Below are 20871 nucleotides of genomic sequence, written 5' to 3' on the forward strand. Positions count from 1 at the left end.
TTGTAAAAGATTGCAGTGCGGAGTTAGTCAGTGCGCCCAATGGCGGCCAGCATCTGCTGGCGAAAATCGGCGGGGGTGAGGCCGAACGCCTGGCGAAAACCGTGATGGAAGTGGCTCTGATCGAAGAAACCTACCGCCAGCGCCACCTCGCTCACCGGCAGGCCGCTGCCGAGCAGGCGCTTGCTCTGCTCGAGTCGCAACCGCTTGAGCCAGGCATAGGGGGTCATGCCGGTCTTTTTCTTGAACTGGCGCAGAAAGGCGAAGCGATCCAGCCCGAACAGGGCGGCCAGATCCTCCAGACTGTGGCGCTCATCCAGCCGGGCCATCAGGTAGTCGCGCAGGAACCTGAGCTGAGGGTCGGCCAGGGCGTGGCGCTCGGGTGCGATATGCAGCAGCTCGCCGAGCAGGGCCAGCAGCTGGCTCTCCGCCAGCAGGCCGTCGGGGCTGGGGTTGTCCAGATACATGTGCAGCCGGGCAAATCCCTGATAGAGGTCGGGGCGGCTCTGCAATCCCTTGTCGAAGAAGGGCTCCGGGCTGTCTGGCAGCCAGCGGGCCAGCTGTTCGGGGGCGATGGCGAACACCCGCACCTCGTACCCTTCCGGCCGCAGGCTGAGGCCATCATGCATCTCGTCCGGGTTGACGGTGGAGAGCTCGCCGCGCACCAGGTGGTGGCTGTTGCCCTTGTGGATGAATTTCTGGCCGCCCTGCTGCACCAGACCTATGTGGTAGTCCAGGTGAACATGGCGGCCATAGCTGAACTCCCTGTGGTGGGAGTGGGAGAGTTCAACCCCCGGCAGCAGCCGGGATTGCCAGTAGTGGATGCGGGAGTGGGATGTGCTCATCGGCTATTGATAACCTGAAACCCATGGGTGGGCTTGTAGATTATTGCAGCGTCAGGCGAGCGTCCCGTCAAGCCTGCTCCGCAGCCTGCCGGCGCTTGCCGCTGCGCAGCCCGTCCAGACTGAACAGTACCAGCGCGCTCCAGATGAAGGCGAAGGTGATCATCTTGTCCAGTGCCAGTGCCTCGCCATAGAGGGTGACCGCCAGGATGAACATCAGGCTCGGCCCTATGTACTGGAAGAAGCCCAGGGTGGAGAGCTTGAGCCGGGTGGCGGCGGCGGTGAAGCAGAGCAGGGGAGCCGTGGTGACTGCACCGGCGGCGATCAGCAGCAGGTTGAGGTGCCAGTCATTCTGGGTGAGGTGGCTGGTGGGGCTGTCGGCAAACCCCCACAGATAGATGGCGGCGGGTGGCAGCATGATCAGGGTCTCGATCAAGAGGCCGGTCAGCGCATCGAGGGCCAGCTTCTTGCGGATCAGGCCGTAGATGGCGAAGCTCGAGGCCAGCACCAGCGCGATCCAGGGCAGGGAGCCGAAGGCGATGATCTGGATGGCGACACCGATCGCCGCCAGCCCGACCGCCCACCACTGCAGCCGGCGCAGCTTCTCGCTCAGGAACAGCATGCCGAGCAGCACGTTGAACAGCGGGTTGATGTAGTAGCCGAGGCTGGCATCCAGCATATGGCCATTGTTGATGGCCCAGATGAACAGCAGCCAGTTGCCGCCGACCGTGATGGAGGTAAAGGCCAGGGTGAGCAGTACTTTCGGCTGGCGCAGCACCGCCTGTACCTTGTGCCACTGGCGGCCGAGCAGGGTCAGCACCATCAGCAGGGCGCACGACCAGATCATCCGGTGGGTCAGGATTTCGGCGGCCGGCACGGCGGCAATGGTCTTGAAGTAGATGGGGGCCAACCCCCAAAGGGTATAGGCGCACAAGGCGTAGATGACGCCCTGGCGCTGAACGTGTTGCTGCATGCGGATAACCTTCACTGGAGAGTTGGATGCGGGAAAACATCGCAAAAAATCAGTGTAGCGATCCTTTTGCGGGGAAAGAAGTTAATAAATGATGATCAGCGGATTTTAACGGCGTACTGCCCGGCTCAGCGGCCACCACCACGGCGGATCTTGTCCACGTCTAGCAGCAGCCACAGCATGAGAGCGATGGCGGAGATCCAGGGGCCCCAGGTCACGTAGGCCTCACCGTGTCCCAGCATGTAGAACAGCAGCGGCAGTCCTATCACCAGAAACAGTACACTTCCCAGAAAAAATAACATTTTTATCTTTATATTTAAGGGCTTGTCTATTTGATGATTATATCGATTGAGGCTGGCGATGAAAGGGCAAAAATGAAAAAGGGGGATTTCTCCCCCCAATTTGCAGATAAGCGTCATTTCTGATGTTATTCGAGCTGGATCCAGGTGCTTTTCAGCTCGGTGTACTTCTCCAGCGCATGCAGTGACTTGTCGCGGCCGTTGCCGGACTGCTTGAAGCCGCCGAACGGCATGGTCATGTCGCCGCCATCCCAGTTGTTGACGAACACGGTGCCGGCACGCAGGGCGCGGGAGCCTTTCACCGCCTTGTTGAGATCCGCCGTCCAGATCGCGGCCGCCAGGCCGTAGTCGGTGTCGTTGCCGAGCGCAATGGCCTCTTCCAGCGTGTCGAAGCCGGTTACCGCCAGCACGGGGCCGAAGATCTCCTCGCGGAAGATGCGCATCTCGGGGGTCACTTCGTCGAAGATGGTGGGTTCGATGTAGAAGCCGCCGCTCTCGGTATTGGTGCGCTTGCCCCCCAGCAGCAGCTTGGCGCCCTCCTGCTGGCCGATGGCGATGTAGTTGAGCACCTGCTCCATCTGGATATGATCCACCATGGCGCCGATACGGGTGGCAGGGTCGAGCGGGTTGGCCGAGATCCATTCGCGGGCATGGGCCAGCAGCCGGTCCATGAACTGCGGCTTGATGCTGTTTTGCACCAGCAGGCGAGAGGCGGCGGTACACACCTCGCCCTGGTTGTAGAAGATGGCGCCGGCCGCGCTGCGGGCGGCTGCGTCCAGGTCAGGTGCATCCGCCAGTATGATGTTGGGGCTCTTGCCGCCGCACTCCATAAAGGCGCGCTTGAGGTTGGACTTGCCGGAGCACTGCACCAGATGCTTGCCGATCTTGGTGGAGCCGGTGAAGGTGATGCAGTCCACGTCCATGTGCATGGCCAGCGCCTCGCCCACGGTATGGCCGAAGCCCGGCAGCACGTTGAACACGCCGTCGGGGATGCCGGCCTCCTTGGCCAGACCGGCGATGCGCAGGGCGGTGAGCGGGGATTTCTCGGAGGGTTTGAGGATCACCGAGTTGCCGGTGGCTAGCGCCGGCCCCAGCTTCCAGCAGGCCATCACCAGCGGGAAGTTCCACGGCACGATGGCGGCGACCACTCCGAGTGGCTCGCGGGTCACCAGTGCCAGGGCGGACTCTTCGACCGGCGCGACCTGATCGTAAATCTTGTCGATGGCTTCGGCGTTCCAGGCGATGCAGTTGGCGGCGGCGGGGGCGTCATAGCCCATGGCGTCGCCGATGGGCTTGCCCATGTCGAGCGACTCCAGCAGTGCCAGCTCCACCTTGTTGAGCCGCATCAGTTCGGCGAAGCGCTGCAGGATCTGTTTGCGCTGCTTGGGCGGCAGACCACTCCAGCGCTTGTCGTCAAAGGCGGTGCGGGCAGCCTGCACCGCCAGTTCGGCATCGGCGGCGTCACAGGCGGCGACCTTGGTCAGCAGCTTGCCGTTGGCCGGGTTGATGCAGTCGAAGGTGGCGCCGTTGATGGCGTCCCGGTAGCTGCCGTCGATGAAGGCTTGCGAGGGCAGGGTCAGGTGGGAGGCCTTGTGTTGCCACTGGGCCAGGGTCAGGTCACTCATGTTCACTCCTTGAACCGGCAAAAAGTCAGTTTCCGCGTATCAATATGCTAAACATCCTGCCGCTTGTAAATCCATCTTGTAACAATTCATTAAACACTTTGCCAATTTGGCCTCATCCGGCATCCGTCCCGGCGAGGGTTTCCGGTGGGGCAAACCACACCGCAAGGGCGGGCCGTCGGCGCCTGCCAAACCGGAGGTCAGCGCGAAGGGACTGGTCGCTGTGCTGGGTCCGCCAAGGGGCGGGATCTCCCCTCTCATGGCTTAGAAACTGGCGGGGGTGTTGGCCGAGATCAGCACGCATTCGTGCTCATCCACATTGCGGAAACGGTGCGGGGTGCGGCTGTCGAAGTAGTAGCCGTCTCCCGGTGTCAGCAGGTAGACCTGCTCGCCGACGGTGACCTCCACCTGGCCCTGGATGACGATGCCGCACTCTTCGCCTTCGTGGCTCAGCATGTCGTCACCCGTGTCGGCGCCCGGTGGCAGTATCTCCTGCATCATGCCGATGGCACGGTTGGCGCGGCTGTGGCCCACCAGGCGGTAGCTGATGGGGTGGGTACCGAGATCCGGCATGTCGGCGGCGCGGAAGATCACCTCGGAGTCCATCTCCGTCTCATCGGTGAAGAAGGTGGCCAGCGACATGGGAATGCCTTCCAGCACCTTGCGCAGAGAAGCGACCGAGGGGCTCACCTGATTTTTCTCGATCTGGGAGATAAAGCCGTTGGTCACACCGGAGCGTTTCGCCAGCTCGCGCTGGGAGAGGGCCGCCTTGGTGCGAACCGCCTTGAGGCGGTGACCGATATCCATCGATAGACACTCCTTGACTGTTTACTATTATTAAATTTGTGTTAAATATCTTATACCACCCCGCTCAGAGCAGCTAGTCGGGTGATACCATATGGGGCAAGTTTGAGCCCCTTTTTAAGATTTCAGGTGTTTAATTTAATAGGCATTGGCCGATAGTTACTAAACACCTTAAGGATGAGGTGACCATGAAACCGATCAGCGACATCAATACCCCCTCCGACATGTCCGCTTTCTGGATGCCGTTCACCGCCAACCAGCAGTTCAAGGCGGCGCCGCGCATCCTGAAGTCGGCAGAGGGGATGTATTATCACTCAGAGGATGGCCGCAAGATACTGGATGGCACTGCCGGGCTCTGGTGTTGCAACGCGGGTCATGGTCGGCGCGAGATTGCCGAGGCGGTTTCCCAGCAGATTTCCCACCTCGATTTTGCCCCCACATTCCAGATGGGGCACCCCCTGCCGTTCGAGCTGGCCAACCGGCTGGTGGAGATCGCTCCCAAGGGGCTCGGCCACGTCTTCTATACCAACTCCGGTTCGGAATCGGTGGATACCGCGCTCAAGATCGCGCTGGCCTGGCAGCGGGCACGCGGCCAGGGCACCCGTACCCGGCTGATCGGCCGTGAGCGCGGTTACCACGGGGTCGGCTTCGGCGGCATCTCGGTAGGCGGCATTCCCGGCAACCGCAAGTGGTTCGGCTCCCTGCTGGGCGGTGTGGATCACCTGCCCCACACCCTCAACATCGCCAAGAATGCCTTCACCAAGGGGCTGCCCGAGGAGGATGTGGCGTTGGCCGACGAGCTGGAGAAGATCGTCTTCCTGCACGATGCCAGCAACATAGCGGCGGTGATCGTCGAACCCATCGCCGGCAGTACCGGCGTGCTGATGCCCCCCAAAGGCTACCTCAAGCGGCTGCGGGAGATCTGTACCAAACACGGCATCCTGCTGATCTTCGACGAAGTGATCACCGGTTTCGGCCGCCTCGGCTCTCCCTTCGCAGCACAAGAGTTCGACGTCATCCCCGACATGATCACCTGTGCCAAGGGGCTGACCAACGGCGCCATCCCCATGGGGGCCGTGCTGGTGAGCAACGCCATCTATGACGACATGATGGCGGCCGGCAAGGGGGCCATCGAGCTGTTCCACGGCTACACCTACTCCGGCCATCCGGTGGCCGCCGCCGCGGGCCTGGCGACCCTCGAGATCTATCGCAACGAGAACCTGCTGAGTCGCGCCGCCGATCTGGCGGGCTACTGGGAGGAGGCGGCCCATTCGCTGAAGGGCTGCAAGCATGTGAAGGATGTGCGCAACTACGGGCTGGTGGCGGGCATCGAGCTCGAGTCCATGCCGGATGCGCCAGGCAAGCGCGCCTATGAGGTGTTCGTGCGTTGCTTCGAGAAGGGGGCGCTGATCCGCGTCACCGGCGACATCATCGCCCTGTCGCCACCCCTCATCATCGAGCGCAGCCAGATCGACGATCTCTTCACCCTGCTGCAGGACGCCCTGCAGGCCCAGGACTGACTTTTAACTGATTGATGGCGCCCGTCGCGGCGCCACTTGCCCGTGCCTGCTCCCCGGGGCGGCGCGGGCAGGCACGCATAACCCATCACGGAGGATTTATGACATACAGGGTCAGCAACTTCATCGACGGCGAGACGACCGAGAGCCGCAGCGAGCGCTTCGGAGCCATCTTCAACCCGGCCACCGGCCAGCAGCAGGGCCAGGTGGTGCTCAGCACCGCCGCCGAGTGCCAGGATGCCATCGCCAGCGCCGAGCGCGCCCTGGCTGACTGGGCGCAGACTCCGCCGCTGGTGCGGGCCCGGGTGCTGTTTCGCTTCAAGGAGTTGATGGAGCAGCACAGGGACGATCTGGCCCGGCTGATCAGTCGCGAGCACGGCAAGGTGTTTTCCGACGCTCAGGGCGAGCTGACCCGCGGTCTCGAGGTGGTGGAGTTTGCCTGCGGCATTCCCCATCTGCTCAAGGGGGAGCACTCCCTCAACGTGGGCCGCGGGGTCGACAGCCACTCCATGATGCAGCCGGTGGGCGTCTGCGCCGGCATCACCCCGTTCAACTTCCCGGCCATGGTGCCGCTGTGGATGTTCCCGGTGGCCATCGCCTGCGGCAACACCTTCATTCTCAAGCCGTCCGAGAAGGATCCGTCCCTCTCCCTGCGCATGGCCGAACTGCTCAAGCAGGCCGGCTTGCCGGACGGGGTGCTCAACGTGGTCAACGGCGACAAGGAGGTGGTGGACGTGCTGCTGACCGACTCGCGGGTCGGTGCCGTGTCGTTTGTCGGCTCCACTCCCATCGCCCAGTACATCTATGCCACCGCCTCGGCCCACGGCAAGCGGGTGCAGGCGCTGGGGGGTGCCAAGAACCATATGCTGGTGATGCCGGATGCGGATCTCGAGCTGGCGGTCTCCGCCCTGATGGGGGCGGCCTACGGTGCGGCCGGCGAGCGCTGCATGGCCATTTCGGTGGCCGTGGTGGTGGGGGATGAGACGGCCGATGCGCTGGTGGCCAGGCTGTCGCCGCTGGTGGCGGTGCTGCGGGTGGGCCCGGGACTGGGCCAGACCCAGGAGAACGAGATGGGGCCCCTCATCAGCCGCGAGCACCTGGCCAAGGTGCGCGGTTATGTGGATCAGGGGGTGGCCGAGGGGGCCGAGCTGGTGGTGGACGGCCGGGGCCTGAGCCACGGCGAGGGTTACTTCATCGGCGGCAGCCTGTTCGACCGGGTCGGCCCCGAGATGCGCATCTACCGGGAGGAGATCTTCGGCCCGGTGCTGGCCATCGTGCGGGCGCCGGACTACGAGACGGCGCTCAGGCTCATCAACGAACACGAGTACGGCAACGGCACCGCCATCTTCACCTGTGACGGCGACACCGCGCGGGACTTCACCGCCCGCGTGCAGGTCGGTATGGTAGGGGTGAACGTTCCCATCCCGGTGCCCATGGCGTTTCACAGCTTTGGCGGCTGGAAGCGGTCCATCTTCGGGCCGCTCAACATGCACGGGCCGGATGGGGTGCGCTTCTATACCCGGATGAAGACGGTGACTGCCCGCTGGCCCCAGAGCCTGCGGGCGGGTGCGGAGTTCTCCATGCCGACCATGAAGTAATCAACCATGCAGCAGCTAGCCCGGACATGGCCCGGTGGCAGGAATCCACCTTCGTTCGCCGCTATCACTGTGAAGGAGTAACAGATGCGACTGGGAATTCTCGATTGTGACCGGCTGGACCCCGACTTGGCGGGGGATTTCGGTCCCGTTTACTCCGAGATGTTTATCAAGGGCTTCCGGGCACTGGCCCCCGGGCTGGAGTTTCGGGTCTGGTCGGCGCTCGATGGCGAGCTGCCGGCCGATCTGCACGAGTGCGATGCCTGGCTCATCACCGGCTCGCGCCACGATGCCTACAGCGATATCCCCTGGATCCGGGCGCTGCGCGACTGGATCCGACGCGCTCACGATGCCGACGTCAAGCTGGCCGGGGTCTGCTTCGGCCACCAGGTGATCGCCCAGGCGCTGGGGGGCGAGGTGATGAAGTCCACCAAGGGCTGGGGGCTGGGGGTGTCGGTTCATCCCATGCTGGCGCGGCAACCCTGGATGGAGCCAGGGCTCGAGACCATCCGGATCCTGGCCAGCCACCAGGATCAGGTGGAGCAGCTGCCGCCGGGGGCCACCCGGCTGGCGGGCAATGATTTTTGTCCCAATTTCATGTTTTTGCAGGGTGACCACATAGTGGCCATCCAGGGACATCCGGAATTCTCGGTGGAGTACAACCGGGCGCTGATCGAGCGGCGGCGGGATCTGCTGCCGGACGATCGTTACCAGCGCAGCCTCTCCTCTCTGGAGGGAGAGGTGGATTCGGCCACCATGATGCAGTGGTTGTTGCAATTTTTGGGCATCCTGCCCGGCGCCGACACGGCCGCCGGCGGGATCACAGCAGGAGAGCGAGCATGATTATTGGCGTACCCAAGGAAATCAAAAACCATGAATACCGGGTCGGCATGACTCCCGCCGGAGTGCAGGAGCTGACGGCCCGGGGACACAAGGTGCTGGTGCAGCAGCAGGGAGGCGAGGCGATCGGGCTGTCCGACGCCGAGTACCAGGCAGCCGGTGCCGAACTGGTGGCCAGCGCGGCGGAGATCTTCGCCCGGGCCGAAATGATAGTGAAGGTGAAGGAGCCCCAGCCGGAGGAGTGCGAACTGCTCAGGCCGGGTCAGCTGCTGTTCACCTATCTGCACCTGGCGCCGGATCCGGTGCAGACCCAACTGCTGGTGCACTCGGGGGCGGTGGCCATCGCCTACGAGACGGTGACCGACGATCGCGGCGGCCTGCCGCTGCTGGCGCCCATGTCCGAGGTTGCGGGGCGGATGGCGATCCAGGCCGGCGCCCACAGCCTGGAGAAGGCGCAGGGGGGCAACGGCACCCTGCTGGGCGGAGTGCCCGCGGTGGCGCCCGCCAAGGTGGTGGTGCTGGGCGGCGGGGTGGTCGGCGTCAACTCGGCGCGCATGGCGCTGGGACTGGGGGCCGACGTCACCATCCTGGATCGCTCCCTGCCGCGACTGCGGGAGCTGGACAGCCTGTACGGCCCGGCCCTCAAGACCCTCTACTCCACCCGTACCAATATAGAGGCATGCATCGCCCAGGCCGATCTGGTGATCGGCGCCGTGCTGATCCCGGGGGCGGCGGCGCCCAAGCTGCTGACCCGCGACATGCTCAAGTTGATGCGCAAGGGCTCGGTGCTGGTGGACGTGGCCATCGATCAGGGCGGCTGTTTCGAGACCTCCCACCCGACCACCCACGAGGAGCCCACCTACGTGGTGGACGGCATCATCCACTACTGCGTGGCCAACATGCCGGGTGGGGTGGCGCGCACCTCCACCTTCGCGCTGACCAACGCCACCCTGCCGTTCGTGCTGGCGCTGGCGGACAAGGGCTATGCCCGGGCGCTGCAGGACGATCGCCACCTGCGAGCCGGTCTGAACGTGTTCAAGGGCAAGATCACCCAGGCGGCGGTGGCGCAGGCGCTCGGCTACGAGTACGTCAGCGCCGAGTCAGTACTGGGCTGACGCAGCCGTCGCGCGATCGGCAAACGTCGAGCGGGCTCACAAACCCCGCGATTTCAGGGAGGGCCGCCACGGCCCTTTCTCATATACTGGGCTCCCTTGTCAGTGAGGTCTCTTCATGTCCCGCATTCTGCTGCTCGCCAATCTCAACTGTGATCACGTGCTCTCCCTCTCCGAACCCCTGGTGGCCGGCGCCCGCCTGCAATACCTGGATCAGGGCCGCCGGCTTGGCGGTGGTGCCGCCAACACCGGCATCGGACTGGTGTGGGCCGGCCATGAGGTGACCATCGCCTCGCGCATCGGGCTGGATGAAACCGGCGACTGGCTGCTGGAGCAGGCGGCGGGCTACGGTCTGGACTGCAGCCATGTGGAGCGCTTCGGCGGCGAGACCGGCGAGCTGCTGATCCTGGTGGACTCCACCGGCGAGCGTACCATCCTCCGGCGGCCACGGCGCCCGGATCTGCCGGGGGATCTGCCGAGCGAGGGGGTGGACTGCCTCTATGTGAACTACCCGGGTACCGCCATCATCGGCTACATGCGCCAGATGCTCGGCAGGAGCTTCGTGGTGGCTCAGTATCCCAAGGGTGGCCAGGCACGTCGCCCCTGCCACGTGCTGGTGGCTTCCCGCTCCGATCTCGGCGAGGTGGACGACCTCTGGCAGCATGCCCGCCAGATCGCCGGCGAGCAGCTGGCCTGGCTGGTGCTGACCGAAGGCAAGGCGGGGGCGGTGGCTATTCACGGCGAGGAGCAGATCCGGGTGGCGGCGCGGCCGGTGTCGGTGGTTGACACCACGGGGGCGGGGGATGCCTTCGCTGGCGGCCTGATCCACGGGCTGGCGCGAGGCATGGCGATCCGGGATGCGCTGCAGTGCGCGGTGGACTGGGGCGCCTTCGCGGTCGCTTCCGAGAGTTCCATCCCCTCCAGCGCCCTGAAAAACTGGCTCAGGCAGCCGCACTGAGCCGCCATGAATCGTTGTCGATAAGGTCGCCTTGTACGGGCCGAGGCGGAGGGGAAAACCGGCGAATTTAACCGCCATAACCCCCCAAAACCTTGGACTAACCCGGCAAGTTTGCGATCAATCAAAGAAAGTGTCGATTTATGTGCATCTTCATCGACACCCGCCTGAGCTGCTCTTAACCTTGTCATTCCACGACTCAGATTAAGATGCGGACCTTGCGCGGGCGCAAGCGCTTCCCCGCCTCTTAGCTTTAGGTTGTCGTCCTGATTTCTGACTTGTAGTAAGAGGCAAGTGCGACCATGCAACTGACACGATTTACCGACTATGCCCTGCGTACCCTGACTTTTCTGGCGGTCCAGCCGGGAGATCGCCTGTCGACCATCACCGAGGTGGCCGATACCTTTGCCATCTCCCGCAACCACGTGGTCAAGATAGTGCATCAGCTCGGCATCAAGGGGTACATAGAGACGGTGCGTGGCAAGCACGGCGGTATCCGCCTTGGCCGCTCCGCCGTTTCCATCAACCTGCGCGATGTGGTGATGGACATGGAGCACGTGCTCTGCCCGGTGGACTGCAAGCGCGAGAACTGCCGCCTCTCCGGTGGCTGCCGTATTCAGGGTATTTTGCGCCGCGCCATGAACGCCTTCCTTGAGGTACTGGGGGAGTATACCCTGGCCGATGCGGTGCGCGATCCGACCCGGCTCTGCCACCTGCTCGGCATCGAACAGGACTCCATTCTGGCCATGGCATAAGCCAGGCAAGCATGACAAAGGGGCCCACGGGCCCCTTTGTCATGTCCGGGATTTGGGGTCAGAGCTGGGGGATTAGGGTGATGGCACCGTGCAGGCAGGCGAGACCGCAGGCGCCGCAGCCGTCGCAGGCCGCCATGTTGATGCTGACGCCGTCGGCGGTGGCCTTGATCGCCTGCTGGGGGCAGGCATCTTCACACAGCAGGCAATAGAAGCCCTGTCGGGCCTGGCAGCTGGCCTCGATCCGCACCCGGGTCTGTACCTGACGACCCAGCTGCAGGTCGAGGGCGCCGGTCGGACAGGCTCTGGCGCAGCTGCCGCAATAGCTGCACTGGCCGCAGGCGAGATCCAGCACGGGCGTGCCGGCGATGGGGGTGTCGTCATATTCGGGCTGGTTGGCCGGTTTGAGCAGGCCGTTGGGACAGGCCTTGAAGCATTCACCGCAGCGGGAGCAGAGGGAGAGAAACTGGGACTCTTCGATGGCCCAGGGTGGACGCGCTTCGTGGCAAACCACCTCCGGTTTGCGAGAGCCCCCCAATGCTTGCGTCAGCCAGCGACAGAAAAAATGAGTCATGCTCACCCCTTATACCCATTAGGGGTTAATTTTATCCAAGTTTCCCTTCGCAAGCCAGAGAATAGCGCCGGCCAGGATCGCAAGCCGGGTTGCCCTTGTGTAAGCTAGGCGGGTCTTTTTGCAGGATTGAATGAACTCATGTGGTTATTTCTGTGGCGTGCTTCTCTGCTCTATGTCTTCCCCTTGCTGATGTGGGGCTACTGCCGCATCAAGGGGATCGAATTCGTCGAGCTCGACACCGGAGTTAACAGTCACAAGTGGGTGGTGCTGGCCGCCTATCTGCTCTACGTGCTGCTCTGGCTGCTGCTCAACCGCTATCTCGAACTCTTTCTGCGTCAGCGGAGCCGCAAATGATCGAGCCCGGGCTCTGGACCCTGCTGCTGGCTGCCGCCGTGCTGGCGGTCGGCATTGGCTGGCTGGCGGGCCGGCGTGGTGCGGCCCAGCTGGCCCAGCAGGTGCTGCTGAGCGAGGAGCGCCAGCAGGCGCTGCAGGATCGCTGTGACGAGCTGCAGGATGAACGGTCGCAGGGTCAGCAGAAGCTGGAGCAGCAACAGACTCTGCTTATCAAGCTCACCGCCCGTCTCAAGGATGCCGAGGCCACCCTGCGCAGCGAGCGGCTGGCCGCCGCCGAGAAGCTGCAACTGCAGCAGGAGGCGGAACAGCGCCTCAGCCAGCAGTTCGAGAACCTCGCCAACCGCATCTTCGAGCAAAACTCGGGCAACTTCCGCGAATTGAACCAGAACAGCCTGGATCTGCTGCTGACGCCGCTGAAAGAGCAGCTCGAGGGCTTTCGTCGCCAGGTGGGGGAGACCCACGCTCAGGAGACGGCCCAGCGCCACAGCCTCAAGTTCGAGCTGGAGCGCCTGGCCGAGCTCAACGCCCGCATGACCGAAGAGGCTGCAGCCCTGACCCGCGCCCTCAAGGGCGACAGCAAGCAGCAGGGCAACTGGGGCGAAGTGGTGCTGGCGCGGATCCTCAGCGAATGCGGCCTGCGCGAAGGCCACGAGTACCACACCCAGGTCAACATCGAGGTGGACAAGGGCAAGCGCTACCAGCCCGACATCATCGTCCACCTGCCGCAGGACAAAGACATCATCATCGACGCCAAGGTGTCGCTGACCGCCTACGAACGCTGGTACAACAGCGATGACGAGCTGGAGAAGGCGGTGGCGCTGAAAGAGCACGTCGCCTCGGTGCGCAACCATATCCGTGAGCTGGGCCGCAAGGATTACCAGCAGCTGCCCGGGGTGCGCACCCTCGATTACGTGCTGATGTTCGTGGCGGTGGAGCCCGCCTTCCTCACCGCGGTGGAGGCCGATCCCTCGCTGGTGCGATTCGGGCTCGACAACAACATTCTGCTGGTGAGCCCCACCAACCTGATGGTGGCGCTGCGCACCATAGAAAACCTGTGGCGCTACGAGCGGCAGAACCAGAATGCCCGCCAGATCGCCGAGCGGGCCGGCCGTCTCTACGAGAAGCTGCGGCTGTTCGTGGAGGAGATGCAGCAGCTGGGTGGCAGCCTGCACCGGGCGCAGGAGAGCTACGACAAGGCGATGGGGCGGCTGGTCAACGGGCGCGGCAACCTGATCGCCCAGGTGGAGCGCTTTCGCGAGCTGGGGGTGGAGGTGACCAAGACTCTGCCCGAACCGCTGGTCAACCGGGCGCTGGAGCGGGAAGACCCGGCCGAGTGAGGCGGGGCCTCATGTTTCATGCAACAAGAAGGGCAGCCAGTGGCTGCCCTTCTGCATTTGCGTGTCCGAATACACATCGTTACCAACCCCGTTGCCGCGTCCGAATACGCTTCGCTATTCGAACCTACGGATCCACAGGCTTGTCGATTGCAGCCAAGGCCGTAGGTTTGATTAGCCGCGCAGCGGCGTAATCAGACGTTCGCGGTCATGCCATCTTCCCGTCATTGCTTCCAGAAGGAGGGGAAGAAGAGCACCGCCACGGTCAGGATCTCGAGCCGTCCCAGCAGCATGCCGAATGACAGGATCCACTTGGCCGAGTCCGGCAGGGTGGCGAAGTTGGTGCTGGGGCCGATGACCGGTCCCATGCCCGGACCCACGTTGGCCACGGCGGTGATGGAGCCCGAGATGGCGGTCAGGGGATCCAGCCCGATGGCGGCGAGCAGGGCGGCGATCAGCAGGATGACGGCGAAGTAGGCCAGCACGAACGAAATCATCGAGCGGATGATGGCGTCGTTGACCGGGCGGCCGTTGTACTTCTGCGGGAAGACGCCGGAGGGGTGCATCAGCTGGCGCATCTGCTTCTTGAACAGGGCGAACGCCACCTGTACCCGGAAGATCTTGAGGCCGCCGGCGGTGGAGCCGGAGCAGGCACCGAGCGCCAGCAGGATGATGAAGATGATGCTGGTGAGCGGGCCCCAGGTGCCGAAATCGCCGAGCCCGAAGCCGGTGGTGGTGAGCACAGAGACGATGTTGAAGCAGCTGATGCGCAGGGCATCCATGAAGCCGTAGATGTCCCTTAGCCACAGGTAGAAGGTGACCACCACGGTGACCCAGACCACCAGCCAGAAGAAACCCTGAACCTGGGCGTCCTTGAGCAAGCTGTTGTCACGCCGGCTCAGACTCTGCACGTAGAGCAGGAAGGGCAGGCCGCCGAGGAACATGAAGACGGTACCGATCCAGTGCGCCGAGTTGGAGAAGTGGGACATGGATTGATCGGAGGTGGAGTAGCCACCGGTGCTGAGGGTGGTCATCGAGTGGTTGACCGCTTCGAACAGGGTCATGCCGCTCACCCAGTAGGCCAGGAAGCAGAGCATGGAGAGCACCAGATAGACCAGCACTATGTTGTTGGCCACCGTCTTGGCACGCGGCGCACTCTTGTCGGACCAATCCGAGCTCTCGGTCTGGAACAGCTTCATGCCGCCCACGTTGAGGTAGGGCAGCACCGCCACCGCCATCACGATGAAGCCTACCCCGCCCAGCCACTGCAGGATGGAGCGCCACAGCAATATGCTGTGGGCCATGCCGTCGAGCCCCGACAGCACCGTGGAGCCAGTGGTGGTGACCCCCGACATGGTCTCGAAGTAGGCGTCGGTAAAGTCGATGTGGTTGATGAAGAAGAAGGGCAGGGCGCCGAAGATGCAGGCCACCACCCAGACCGAGGTGGTGAGCAGGAACATCTCCCGCACGCCGAGGTGGAACACCGCCTTGCGGCCGTAATGGAGACAGAGCAGGGCCGCACCGTGGGTGATCAGCACCGACTTGAGAAACTCGACGAACCCCTCGGAGCCGGTCAGCAGGGCCAGCAGGGTGGGCAGCCACATGAACAGGGCCAGCTTGGAGAGCACCAGCCCGAGGGTGAAGATGATGGGACGCAGCTTGATCATGCAAGATAACCTGGTCGTTGATTGACAAAAGACCCGGACAATCCCTGGTAGAGGCTGTGCCGGGTCTGGGTTGTGCTGCCTGGGTGCATGGGCAGATTACAGGAAGAAGGGACTTGGCTGGAACAGGCGTTCCACTTCCGGAATGTACTTCTTGTCCACCAGGAACATCACCACGTGGTCATCCTGCTGGATCTGGGTCCGGTCGTGGGCGATCAGCACCTCGTCACCGCGCACGATGGCGCCGATGGTGGTGCCGGGCGGCAGCTTGAGCTCGCCGACCGTCTTGCCGACCACCTTGGAGGTGTTCTCGTCACCGTGGGCGATGGCCTCAATGGCCTCGGCCGCCCCGCGGCGCAGGCTGTAGACGTTGGCGATGTCGGCCCGGCGCACGTGGGTCAGCAGGGCCGAGATGGTGGCCTGCTGCGGCGAGATGGCGATGTCGATGGAACCGCCCTGCACCAGATCCACGTAAGCGCTGCGCTGGATCAGCACCATGGTCTTCTTGGCGCCCATCTTCTTGGCGAGCAGGGCCGACATGATGTTGGCCTCGTCCTCGTTGGTGACCGCGATGAAGACGTCGATCTGGTCGATGTGCTCCTCCGCCAGCAGCTCCTGATCCGCTGCGTCACCGCAGAAGACGATGGTGTTTTCCAGCACCTCGGAGAGCTGCTCCGCCCGCTTCTGGTTGCGCTCGATAAGCTTCACGCTGTAGCGCTTCTCCAGCTGGCGGGCGAGGCCGGCACCGATGTTGCCGCCGCCGACGATCATGATGCGCCGGTAGGGGCTCTCGAGCCGCTGCAGCTCCGACATCACGGCGCGGATATGGCCCGCCGCCGCCACGAAGAACACCTCGTCATCGGCCTCGATGATGGTGGTGCCCTGCGGACGGATGGAGCGGCCCTGACGAAAGATCGCCGCCACCCGAGTCTCGATGTTGGGCATGTGATCGCGCAGGGTGGAGAGGGCGTTGCCCACCAGCGGGCCGCCGTAGTAGGCCTTGACCGCCACCAGACCCACCTTGCCGCCGGCGAAGTCCACCACCTGCAGGGCGCCTGGGTACTCGATCAGCCGGCGCACGTAGTCGGTCACCAGCTGCTCGGGGGCGATCAGGTGATCCACCGGCACGGATTCGGGCAGGAACAGCCGATCCCGCTCCACCAGATAGGCCGGCGAGCGGATCCGCGCCACCTTGTTGGGGGTGTTGAACAGGGAGTAAGCCACCTGGCAGGCGACCATGTTGGTCTCGTCGCTGTTGGTAACCGCGACCAGCATGTCGGCATCCTGGGCGCCCGCTTCGCGCAGCACTTTCGGATGGGCGCCGTGGCCGTTGACCACCCGCAGGTCGAACTTGTCCTGCAGCTCGCGCAGGCGGTCACTGTCGGTGTCGACGATGGTGATGTCGTTGTTCTCACCGGCCAGGTTCTCGGCCAGGGTGCCGCCAACCTGACCGGCGCCCAGAATGATGATCTTCATAGAACGGTCTCATGAGCGTCGCCGTTGCAACGGCGGCCAGGGGGCGTGGGGGCTGTCATCAACAGGATGAATCTCATAGGAAAAGCGCGCTCGATATTGGGCAGTAATGGGTGCCGCAAGCGGCACCCGTCGTGATTATGACCCTGCTTACCGCTTGATCAGCTTGGCATAGTAGAAGCCGTCCATCTCGGCCTCGCCCGGCAGGAACTGGCGACCCGGGTACTCCGGGGTGTCCTGCGCATGCAGCGGCACCAGAGTGGCATCCGGGGTGGCTGCGAGGAAGGCGCGGATCTGGTCGCGGTTCTCTTCCGGCAGCACGGAGCAGGTGGCATACAGCAGAGTACCGCCGCTTTTCAGTTTCGGCCAGAGGGCGCCGAGGATGCGGTGTTGCAGCTCGGCCAGCTCGCGGATGTCCTGATCCCGGCGCAGCCACTTGATGTCGGGATGACGGCGGATGACGCCGGTGGCGGAGCAGGGGGCATCCAGCAGGATGCGGTCGAACTGACCCTCCGGCCACCACAGATCCGGGGTGCTGGCATCGCCGTGGATCACCTTGGCAGTGAGGCCGATGCGATCCAGGTTCTCCTGCACCCGTTTGAGGCGGTTGTCGTCGGCATCGACCGCCACTACGCCAGCCAGCGCGGGCTGGCGCTCCAGCAGATGGGCGGTCTTGCCACCGGGGGCGGCGCAGGCATCCAGCACCCACTCGCCCGGCTGCGGGTCGAGCAGCGCGGCGGCCTGTTGTGCTGCGCCATCCTGTACCGAACAGTCGCCGACCTCGAAGCCGGGCAGCTTGGTCACGTCGCAGGGACGTTCCAGCAGGATGCAATCCTCACCCTCTTCACCGGCCATCGCATTGATGCCGGCCTCGGCCATGCGGGCCAGCATCTGCTCGCGGCTCTGGCGCTGGCTGTTGTTGCGAATCCACATCGGCGGGCGCTGGTTGTTGGCCTCCATGATGAATTCCCACTCATCCGGATAGGCCTGGCGCAGCCGCTTGGTGAGCCACTCCGGGTGGCCGAGACGAATGCTGGGGACACGGTCGATGCGCAGCAGAATGACTTCGGCGCTGCGCTGGAAGTTGCGCAGTACACCGTTGATGAGGCCGCGCAATGAGGTGCCCTTGAGCAGCTTGACGGCATTGACGGTCTCGGCCACCGCGGCGTGAGCCGGAATGCGGGTGTAGATGAGCTGGTAGAGGCCGACCAGGATCAGGTAGTGGAAGATGCGGCTCTTGTTCTTGAGCGGCTTGTCCATCATCTCGCCGACCGCCGCATCGAGGCGGGGTAGCCAGCGCAGGGTGCCGTAGCAGAGTTCTTGCAGGAGGGCGCGATCGCGGGGCGCAACCTTCTCCTGGGCAGCAGGCAGAACGGCGGAGAGGGACTGGCCCTGATCCAGCACCTGTTGGATGACGAGAGCAGCCTGTGCGCGTGTTTTCATAGTGTTACCTTAGATGCGCAAGTCGGGGCCTGGGCACCGCCTTGTGTCAATTCAGTTCAATTCAATTGCGTGCCGGGTTCAAACCAGTCGCGGCGAGAGTTGAGCAGGTCCGTCACGGACATGGCCTTCTTGCCGGGCGGCTGCAGGGTCAGCAGGCGCAGCACGCCCTTGCCGGTGGCGATGTCGATCCCCTGTTTGTCAGCCTTGAGCAGGGTACCGGCCGCCTGGCCGTGATCCTGTGCGACGACTTCGGCTTGCCATACCTTGACGGTCTGGCCGGCGACTTCAAACCAGCTGATGGGCCAGGGGTTGAAGGCGCGGATGCAGCGCTCGATGGCGACGGCTTCCATCGACCAGTCGATACGGGCCTCCTCCTTGGAGAGCTTCTCGGCGTAGTTGGCCTGTGCATCGTCCTGCGCTTCGGCGGCGGTGTTGCCGGCAGCCATGGCATTGACGGTGTCGACCAGCGCCTGCGGGCCCAGTCCGGCCAGCTTGTCATAGAGGCTGGCAGAGGTTTCGTTGGCGGCGATGGGGCAGCTCACCTTGCGGATCATGGCGCCGGTATCCAGCCCCACATCCATCTGCATGATGGTGACGCCGGTTTCGGCATCGCCCGCCCAGATGGAACGCTGGATCGGGGCGGCACCGCGCCAGCGCGGCAGCAGGGAGCCGTGCACGTTGATGCAACCCAGCCGCGGAGTGTCGAGCACGGCCTTGGGCAGGATCAGGCCGTAGGCCACCACCACCATCAGGTCGGCGCCAAGGGTGGCCAGCTCGGCCTGGGCCTCTTCCTTGCGCAGGGAGGCGGGTTGATAGACCGGCAGATCGTGGGCCAGCGCCAGCTCCTTGACCGGGCTGGCGGTGAGCTTCTGGCCGCGGCCGGCAGGCTTGTCGGGCTGGGTATAAACGGCGACGACCTCGTGGTCGGAAGACAACAACGCCGCCAAGTGACGGGCGGCGAAGTCGGGGGTACCGGCAAAAATCAGTTTCAGCTTATTCAATGGGGCAGATCCTCAGAGGACTTTGCGATCTTCACGGGCCATCTTTTCCAGCTTCTGGCGAATGCGCTGGCGCTTGAGCGGGGACAAGTAATCCACAAACAGCTTGCCGACCAGATGGTCCATCTCATGCTGGATGCAGATGGCGAGCAGATCGTCTGCTTCCAGCTCGAATGTCTTGCCGTGGCGATCCAGGGCGCGCACCTTGACCCACTCGGCGCGGGGCACCAGGGCACGGCTGCCGGGCACGGAGAGGCACCCTTCCTCGATGCCGGTGTTGCCGGCCTGTTCGATGATCTCGGGGTTGATCAATACCAGAGGATCTTCACGGTTTTCAGAGACATCGATCACTATGATGCGCTGATGAATGTCGACCTGAGTGGCGGCGAGGCCGATGCCTTCCTCCGCGTACATGGTTTCGAACATATCATCTACAATGTGTTGTAACTCGGGTGTAAAGGTCTCGACAGGGGCTGCGACGGTACGCAGACGCTCATCGGGGAAACGCAATACATCTAGAATGGCCATAGTTTTTTCTTTAGTTTCGTATAAATGCAGTCAATATTGGCGTAATTCTAGTCATTTACGCCGACAAAAAACAGCAACACTTTGCGCGCAGAAGTAACAGGGAGTGTTATGTATCTGAAGCAAACCATCCTCGCCTGTATGTTGGCCACCCTGAGCCAGGGCGTGCTGGCCGACCAGCTGAAACTGAAAGCGGGTTATCCCGAGACCTATGTGGTGCAAAAAGGCGATACCCTCTGGGATATTTCCGGCCAGTATCTGGCAGAGCCCTGGCTATGGCCAAGGCTCTGGAACATCAACCCGCAGATCGCCAATCCGCACTGGATCTACCCGGGCGACGTGCTGCACCTGAGCTGGGTCAACGGCGAACCGCGGCTTGGCAAGGCGATGCAGGGCGGCAAGCAGGTTGTTCATCTCTTTCCCAAGAGCCGCTACGAGAACAAGGCCAACCCCATTCCTACCCTGCCGCTCAGCGAGATCGGCCCTTTCTTGCAAACCGACCATATTCTGGCTGACAGCCAGCAGGCAAAGCAGCTGCCTTATGTGCTGGGCAATGATGAGGCACACATCGGCATGCTGGAGGGGGATACCCTCTACGTACAGGGCTCGCTGATCCCGGGTCAGGACTATGGCATCTATCATCCGGGGACCATCTACAAAGACAAGAAGAGTGGCGAACAGCTGGGGCAAGAGGCGATCTTCGTCGGCACGGCCAGGGCGGAGGCCCTGCTGCCGGACGGCCGCACCCGGGTTACCCTCAGCCACAACCAGCGCGAGGTGTATCAGGGCGACAAGCTGATGCCGTTCCCGCCGCAGGAGAGTCTCTCCGCCGTGTTCACTCCCAAGGCTGCCCCCGTCATCTCGCCCGGCTATATCGTCGACTTGCCGAGCAAGGCTCGCGGCGGCGGCAAGTTCGACGTCGTGCTCATCAACAAGGGCATACGTGATCAGGTTGCCCCCGGCGATGTGCTGGAGATATTGCGGCCCGGTGCCCGGCTGGTGAGCAAGAATGGCAAGGTCGCCTATCGGGAGTACTCCTCCGTCTATGACAAGACCTTCTATTCGTCCGGCAAGCCACCCCTGCCGTCGGAGGCCGTGGCCCGGGTCATGTTGTTCAAGGTGTACGACAAGCTGAGTTATGGCCTGATCCTGCAGAGTCAGGACATGGTCAGCACCGGTTATCAGGTCAGCAACTTCTGAC

20 protein-coding genes are annotated in these 20871 nt (G+C 63.5%); 9 read left to right on the forward strand and 11 right to left on the reverse strand.

Features of this window, described 5'->3' with window-relative positions:
- Positions 1 to 23: 23 nt before the first annotated feature.
- The 5 genes from ACPDZI_RS00490 to ACPDZI_RS00510 all read right to left on the reverse strand — a co-directional run bounded on the left by ACPDZI_RS00490 (position 24) and on the right by ACPDZI_RS00510 (position 4537).
- Entirely contained in the window at positions 24 to 842 is an 819-nt protein-coding gene (locus ACPDZI_RS00490) for an AraC family transcriptional regulator (RefSeq protein ID WP_029305043.1), read from the reverse strand.
- A 67-nt stretch (positions 843 to 909) separates the two neighbouring features.
- On the reverse strand, positions 910 to 1812 hold the full coding sequence (rarD, locus tag ACPDZI_RS00495; RefSeq protein ID WP_011704249.1) for an EamA family transporter RarD: 903 nt from the start codon (positions 1810 to 1812) through the stop codon (positions 910 to 912).
- Between the two features lie 125 nt (positions 1813 to 1937).
- Positions 1938 to 2111, reverse strand: coding sequence for a hypothetical protein (locus ACPDZI_RS00500; RefSeq protein WP_016349064.1), 174 nt, complete (start codon positions 2109 to 2111; stop codon positions 1938 to 1940).
- A gap of 125 nt (positions 2112 to 2236) precedes the next feature.
- The gene (locus tag ACPDZI_RS00505) at positions 2237 to 3733 is read right to left on the reverse strand and encodes an aldehyde dehydrogenase (RefSeq protein ID WP_146061561.1); all 1497 of its coding nucleotides are present in this window, start codon (positions 3731 to 3733) and stop codon (positions 2237 to 2239) included.
- A 261-nt stretch (positions 3734 to 3994) separates the two neighbouring features.
- Positions 3995 to 4537: a cupin domain-containing protein gene (locus ACPDZI_RS00510; protein WP_011704252.1), complete on the reverse strand. Its 543-nt coding sequence runs from the start codon at positions 4535 to 4537 to the stop codon at positions 3995 to 3997.
- A 185-nt stretch (positions 4538 to 4722) separates the two neighbouring features.
- Here ACPDZI_RS00510 and ACPDZI_RS00515 point away from each other — a divergent pair, with 185 nt between their 5' ends.
- From ACPDZI_RS00515 to ACPDZI_RS00540, 6 genes are all read left to right on the forward strand, one after another.
- Positions 4723 to 6054: an aspartate aminotransferase family protein gene (locus tag ACPDZI_RS00515; protein ID WP_076362609.1), complete on the forward strand. Its 1332-nt coding sequence runs from the start codon at positions 4723 to 4725 to the stop codon at positions 6052 to 6054.
- 98 nt (positions 6055 to 6152) lie between these two features.
- Positions 6153 to 7649, forward strand: a complete 1497-nt coding sequence (locus ACPDZI_RS00520) for a CoA-acylating methylmalonate-semialdehyde dehydrogenase (RefSeq protein ID WP_438833838.1) — start codon at positions 6153 to 6155, stop codon at positions 7647 to 7649.
- A gap of 84 nt (positions 7650 to 7733) precedes the next feature.
- Complete coding sequence (locus tag ACPDZI_RS00525) at positions 7734 to 8489, forward strand: glutamine amidotransferase-related protein (RefSeq protein ID WP_017410573.1); 756 nt, start codon at positions 7734 to 7736, stop codon at positions 8487 to 8489.
- On the forward strand, positions 8486 to 9601 hold the full coding sequence (ald, locus tag ACPDZI_RS00530) for an alanine dehydrogenase (RefSeq protein ID WP_011704256.1): 1116 nt from the start codon (positions 8486 to 8488) through the stop codon (positions 9599 to 9601). Before ACPDZI_RS00525 ends, ald begins: the two co-directional genes overlap by 4 nt.
- A 115-nt stretch (positions 9602 to 9716) precedes the next feature.
- Positions 9717 to 10556, forward strand: coding sequence for a PfkB family carbohydrate kinase (locus ACPDZI_RS00535; RefSeq protein WP_168755427.1), 840 nt, complete (start codon positions 9717 to 9719; stop codon positions 10554 to 10556).
- Positions 10557 to 10855: 299 nt separating this feature from the next.
- A complete protein-coding gene (locus ACPDZI_RS00540; protein WP_011704258.1) occupies positions 10856 to 11308 on the forward strand; it encodes an Rrf2 family transcriptional regulator in 453 nt (150 codons plus the stop codon).
- 58 nt (positions 11309 to 11366) lie between these two features.
- On the opposite strand, the gene ACPDZI_RS00545 is transcribed toward ACPDZI_RS00540, so the two are convergent.
- Complete coding sequence (locus ACPDZI_RS00545; protein WP_011704259.1) at positions 11367 to 11879, reverse strand: ferredoxin-type protein NapF; 513 nt, start codon at positions 11877 to 11879, stop codon at positions 11367 to 11369.
- Positions 11880 to 12017: 138 nt separating this feature from the next.
- Between ACPDZI_RS00545 and ACPDZI_RS00550 the strand changes: the two genes are divergently transcribed.
- Positions 12018 to 12233: a hypothetical protein gene (locus tag ACPDZI_RS00550; RefSeq protein ID WP_016349071.1), complete on the forward strand. Its 216-nt coding sequence runs from the start codon at positions 12018 to 12020 to the stop codon at positions 12231 to 12233.
- A complete protein-coding gene (gene rmuC, locus ACPDZI_RS00555) occupies positions 12230 to 13570 on the forward strand; it encodes a DNA recombination protein RmuC (protein WP_438833839.1) in 1341 nt (446 codons plus the stop codon). The genes ACPDZI_RS00550 and rmuC overlap by 4 nt, the downstream gene beginning before the upstream one ends.
- A 221-nt stretch (positions 13571 to 13791) precedes the next feature.
- Here rmuC and ACPDZI_RS00560 read toward each other — a convergent pair whose 3' ends face one another.
- From ACPDZI_RS00560 to def, 5 genes are all read right to left on the reverse strand, one after another.
- On the reverse strand, positions 13792 to 15234 hold the full coding sequence (locus tag ACPDZI_RS00560; RefSeq protein WP_024944658.1) for a TrkH family potassium uptake protein: 1443 nt from the start codon (positions 15232 to 15234) through the stop codon (positions 13792 to 13794).
- A gap of 96 nt (positions 15235 to 15330) precedes the next feature.
- Complete coding sequence (gene trkA, locus ACPDZI_RS00565; RefSeq protein WP_011704263.1) at positions 15331 to 16707, reverse strand: Trk system potassium transporter TrkA; 1377 nt, start codon at positions 16705 to 16707, stop codon at positions 15331 to 15333.
- 147 nt (positions 16708 to 16854) lie between these two features.
- Positions 16855 to 18147: a 16S rRNA (cytosine(967)-C(5))-methyltransferase RsmB gene (gene rsmB / locus ACPDZI_RS00570; protein WP_135320818.1), complete on the reverse strand. Its 1293-nt coding sequence runs from the start codon at positions 18145 to 18147 to the stop codon at positions 16855 to 16857.
- A 56-nt stretch (positions 18148 to 18203) separates the two neighbouring features.
- Positions 18204 to 19148 (reverse strand): methionyl-tRNA formyltransferase, encoded by a 945-nt coding sequence (gene fmt / locus ACPDZI_RS00575; RefSeq protein WP_438833840.1) that lies wholly within the window; start codon positions 19146 to 19148, stop codon positions 18204 to 18206.
- Between the two features lie 12 nt (positions 19149 to 19160).
- Positions 19161 to 19673, reverse strand: a complete 513-nt coding sequence (def, locus tag ACPDZI_RS00580) for a peptide deformylase (protein ID WP_438833841.1) — start codon at positions 19671 to 19673, stop codon at positions 19161 to 19163.
- 108 nt (positions 19674 to 19781) lie between these two features.
- On the opposite strand from def, the gene ACPDZI_RS00585 reads away from it, so the two are divergent.
- Positions 19782 to 20870 (forward strand): LysM peptidoglycan-binding domain-containing protein, encoded by a 1089-nt coding sequence (locus tag ACPDZI_RS00585; RefSeq protein ID WP_438833842.1) that lies wholly within the window; start codon positions 19782 to 19784, stop codon positions 20868 to 20870.
- The last annotated feature ends 1 nt before the right edge of the window (position 20871 follow it).

Origin of the sequence: Aeromonas oralensis (assembly GCF_049665575.1) — a bacterium.
In the GTDB taxonomy this organism is placed as follows: Bacteria; Pseudomonadota; Gammaproteobacteria; order Enterobacterales; family Aeromonadaceae; genus Aeromonas; species Aeromonas hydrophila.